We start from the raw sequence: 4,124 nt of genomic DNA, 5'->3' as shown, positions 1-4,124 counted from the left end.
TAGGACATTTCTATTTTGGTAAGAATAGGACATTTCTACTTTGGTACGACATCTGTTTCGCAGGATGCTTGACTTGATGTTTGGTTTATGATTAAATATGGGTATGGGCAGAGTAAATTTACAGGAGCGGATAGCAGACGCTATCGGGCAATACGATAACGATGACGCGGAACAATCCTCTGGCGTTTTAAAACAATTAAACATAGAACATGGGAAAATTAATAAGGAAACGGCCGTATACGTTACAAATCCAAAAAAGAAGGCGATAGATGAGGGATGAGGCAAGGAAGAAAAGCGATTTAGTTGATGAAGTCAGGGTTCTTAGGCGGCGGGTGGCGGCCCTTGAGAACTCACTTCAGGAGTTTATAAATTGTGAGGCGAATCTCAGAGAGAGCGAGAGCAGATTTCACATAATGGCCGACTCGGCGCCCGTGTTTATCTGGATGGCAAACACTGACGGCATCCGATGGTTTTTTAATAAGGTCTGGCTTGATTACACCGGCAGGACTGTGGATGAGGAGAAAGACGACAAGTGGATGGACAACATCCATCCTGAGGACATTGAAGGTTTTCGCGAGTCTTACGCCATGGCAACAGGGGTACAGAAGCCGTTTAAACTTGACTACAGGCTGAGACGCAAGGACGGTGTTTACAGATGGGTGCTGGACACTGGTACACCGCGATTCACTCACGATGGTACGTTTGCCGGATTCATCGGTTCATGTGTCGGCATCTCAGAAAGGAAGGAGGCGGAGGAGCAGCTTCAGCATATAGCACATTTCGACCTTTTAACAGATTTGCCCAACAGGTTTCTGTTTTTTGACCGTATGAACCAGGCCATAGAGCAGGCCAAGCGGTATAATCACATTATTGCCCTTTTGTTTTTAGACCTGAATCGGTTTAAATCAGTAAACGACACGCTTGGGCATCACGCCGGTGATGTCCTGCTTAAAGAGACCGCAAAGAGGCTCTCCGCCTGTGTGCGGCATGTTGATACGGTTGCGCGAATGGGCGGAGACGAGTTCAACATTATCCTGTCGGCTATACACGAACAGGCGGACGTCCAGTCGGTGGCAGAAAAGATAATAACCGCCCTGTCGGTGCCTTTTTATATTGACGGGACAGAGTGCTCAATCGGTGTGAGCATCGGCATAAGCATGTTCCCCGTAAATTCGTCCGATACGGCTATGTTGATTCAACAGGCAGATATGGCAATGTATAAGGCAAAGTCATCTGGCCAGAGTTCATACTGCTTCAGCGGTGAGAAAAACGAGACATAAAAGGGTTAGCTATATATTAAGTCAAGCATAAAATATGCGGTTTGCCAACAATCCACAAAAAATAATTTCATGGCCGGAGACGGTGTCAGGCAATAAGTTCAGATTGACAAATATACAAATTTCACTGTTGATAGGGCGGCGTTGACAGGCCGTCTTGTTTGTGGTATTGTAGAGGCATGAGCGTGATGACGATACCAAGGGTGTTGAGAGAGAAGTTAGGTGAAGACGGCGTTGATGCTCTTCTTGCTGTGTTCAGCGAAGTAAGCCTTAATACTCGTACTGATTTAGCGACCAAGTCAGATATAAAAGATATGGCTACCAAATCAGATATAAAGGATATGGCTACCAAGTCTGACTTGAAGGATATGGCTACAGCCCTCCGTCAAGAAATGGCGACCAAGGAAGACCTGCTCAGGCTTGAAGCGAAACTCGAACTAAAAATAGAATCTATGAATACTCAAATAGAGAAATCAGGGAAAGAGAACATCAAATGGATGTTGGCCTTTGCAGCAACGCAGGTCGGCATACTGATAGCGGCGATGGGCTTAATGTTTAAGTTCTTTATTAAATAGACCTGCTGTCTAAGCTGTTAGGGCTGGGGTGGGATGCCCGATGCGTGGCGATTTTTTTAGTTGTGCCAACTTTTATAACGTAGCAGAATTTTAATCAGGGCAACTTAACCGGAAGGCGTCCCTCGTACCGGAGTTGTCCTTTCAGGCATTTCAGCACGGCGGCACCGGCCTGTTTGGACGCCTCGTATGCCGCTATCAGGAAGTCGGCCTCTTTGAATTGGCTCAACAGGTAGGGGCTGCCGAAGGATATCACAACCGTATGAGCGGCCCCGGCCCTCAACAGAAGTGCCCTGATGGCGTCTACATCCGATTGTGGAATCCCTGAACTCCCCTTCCAGGCGGATATGTTCGTATATATGGCAACAAGGAGTGTCAATCCTTTGGCACTAATCTCCTGCTCGCCGTATAAACTCAGATGATTCGTAAAATATTGTGAAAGGCAAGTGCTGCCATGGAATTTCGGCTCGCCGGCCTCTATCAGGAGCGTGTTTGACGGCTCAGGGATGAACGTGGACTTGCTGGCGGCCACAAGGGTAATTGATTTCTCAGTTATCCTCTCAGATATTGTTGAATGGTCTTCGCCGTGCGCCCCATGATTGAGGAGATTTAAGGGATTGCGGGGGGAGCGAATCCTTTGTTTTGCCTTCAGAACTCTTGCACAAGACGCGCGGACGCTGTCTTTATCAAGACTGCCGCGTTTGAGGCACTCAACAAGGCCATTGACGGTTTCCACGGCGTCTGTTGGGTGAAGGAGGATATCAACCCCCGCGTTGATGCACTTGGCCGCGACGTATTCAATATCCCTGAGTGCATCCATATTAAGGGCGTCCGTGAGGATTAAGCCATCAAAGGACAGTTCGTTTCTTAGCAACCCTGTGAGGATTTTTTTAGATAGGCTCGCCGGTACGCCGTCAATAGCGGGTATTGCGAGATGAGCGGCCATGATGCTTGAGACGCCTGACTTTATGGCCTCTGCAAATGGCACAAAATCGGATTCTCTGAGCTGCGCTTCCGTTTTGCCGATGACAGGAAGGGCTATGTGCGAATCTGTCTCCGTATCCCCATGCCCCGGAAAGTGTTTGGCACAACTTATGAGGCCTGCGGCCTCCATTGTCTCTATGTATATCCTCCCAAACCACGCCACAGCGGCAGGGTCACCGGAGAATGCCCGTGTGCAGATAATCGGATTGAACGGGTTTTTGTTTACATCAAGCACGGGGGTAAGCGGCATGTTGATTCCAAGGTCTAAGGATTCTTTTGCGATGGCGGTTATTGCGGACTTATACAGCGCCACATCCCCGGCCAGTTCCATATTAATCGCCGCCGCCATGGCCATTTGGCATGGGAAATGGGTGGAACCCTTGATTTGCTGCCCTACGCCGCGCTCTATATCTGACGCGATAAAAAGCCGTTGCTCGGCAAGCTCCTGTAATTCCATGATAAATGGCTTAATCTCTTCCTTAATACCGCCAAATATAATAAAACCGCCGATACCCTTTTTTACCAAATCAACAATCTCACGGCGATAAGACGCAGAGCTTATACTATATCCATCAAGCCTGTTAACAATCAACTGAAACAGGGCTTTGTGCTGTCCGGCGGTTTGCATCGTGAGGAAGTTTATCAAAAAACACACGGCAGTTACAACATTTTTTCCGTGGCAGGAAAGATTTTCCTTTTAAAAGGGCATTTTTTACATATCTGGCGCACACCGGACAGGAACGCGCGGCAGACAGACTACTGCAATACGTGCTGGCACACTTATTGCAAATACAATTAACAGTTGAACATTGGTGCTGGGTATAAGACAGCAGCCAAACACATGGCTTTAAGGAGGTGTCAGTTGAATGCGAAGGAAGTAGTAGTTACGAAGGGGTCGCGTCCGCTGGATTTGATGGACGAAGACGAGCAAGTGTCGAGCTTAATACAAGCGCTCAGACAGCACGGCAAGATAGATTTGCCGATGAACACACAGTTTGAAGAAAGAATAAAGGCAATCAGACAGATGACAAGTGAAATAAAGCTGCCCTACTACACATAGACTTTACTACGATAATATCCCCCCCCATGGCTGCCAAAAAGCCAACAGGTTTTTTGGCAGCCCTCCTCTTTTTTATAGTCTGTTATTCATGGCGGCAGCCCAAACGCAATAGACAAAACGTGGCGAGATTTACGGGGTGAAGGGGAGGTTACCTCCCCTTCGTCGTTAATCCTTTTAATCCCAAGCTCCGATATAGAAATTTGCACCTATTGATAAAAGGGTTTTTGAAAG

General features: G+C 47.6%; 5 protein-coding genes. 4 read left to right on the top strand and 1 reads right to left on the bottom strand.

Annotation, left to right across the window (positions count from 1 at the left end; all coding sequences use genetic code 11):
* Positions 1-103: 103 nt before the first annotated feature.
* The 3 genes from AB7D94_RS16635 (at position 104) to AB7D94_RS16625 (ending at position 1,852) form a co-directional block, all read left to right on the top strand.
* Complete coding sequence (locus AB7D94_RS16635; RefSeq protein ID WP_420267187.1) at positions 104-280, top strand: hypothetical protein; 177 nt, start codon at positions 104-106, stop codon at positions 278-280.
* Entirely contained in the window at positions 270-1,280 is a 1,011-nt protein-coding gene (locus tag AB7D94_RS16630; protein ID WP_420267186.1) for a diguanylate cyclase domain-containing protein, read from the top strand. Before AB7D94_RS16635 ends, AB7D94_RS16630 begins: the two co-directional genes overlap by 11 nt.
* A gap of 176 nt (positions 1,281-1,456) precedes the next feature.
* Positions 1,457-1,852, top strand: coding sequence for a hypothetical protein (locus tag AB7D94_RS16625; RefSeq protein ID WP_420267185.1), 396 nt, complete (start codon positions 1,457-1,459; stop codon positions 1,850-1,852).
* Between the two features lie 94 nt (positions 1,853-1,946).
* On the opposite strand, the gene AB7D94_RS16620 is transcribed toward AB7D94_RS16625, so the two are convergent.
* Positions 1,947-3,488: a glycoside hydrolase family 3 protein gene (locus AB7D94_RS16620; RefSeq protein ID WP_420267184.1), complete on the bottom strand. Its 1,542-nt coding sequence runs from the start codon at positions 3,486-3,488 to the stop codon at positions 1,947-1,949.
* A gap of 207 nt (positions 3,489-3,695) precedes the next feature.
* On the opposite strand from AB7D94_RS16620, the gene AB7D94_RS16615 reads away from it, so the two are divergent.
* Entirely contained in the window at positions 3,696-3,893 is a 198-nt protein-coding gene (locus tag AB7D94_RS16615) for a hypothetical protein (protein ID WP_420267183.1), read from the top strand.
* The last annotated feature ends 231 nt before the right edge of the window (positions 3,894-4,124 follow it).

This window comes from Candidatus Magnetominusculus dajiuhuensis, assembly GCF_046044395.1.
Lineage (GTDB): Bacteria > Nitrospirota > Thermodesulfovibrionia > Thermodesulfovibrionales > Magnetobacteriaceae > Magnetominusculus > Magnetominusculus dajiuhuensis.
This window is presented reverse-complemented; position numbering and strand designations above follow the sequence as displayed.

Coding starts and splice junctions, on each gene's coding strand:
- AB7D94_RS16635 (WP_420267187.1), top strand. CDS start 104: ATGGGCAGAGTAAATTTACAGGAGCGGATAGCAGACGCTATCGGGCAA.
- AB7D94_RS16630 (WP_420267186.1), top strand. CDS start 270: ATGAGGGATGAGGCAAGGAAGAAAAGCGATTTAGTTGATGAAGTCAGG.
- AB7D94_RS16625 (WP_420267185.1), top strand. CDS start 1,457: ATGAGCGTGATGACGATACCAAGGGTGTTGAGAGAGAAGTTAGGTGAA.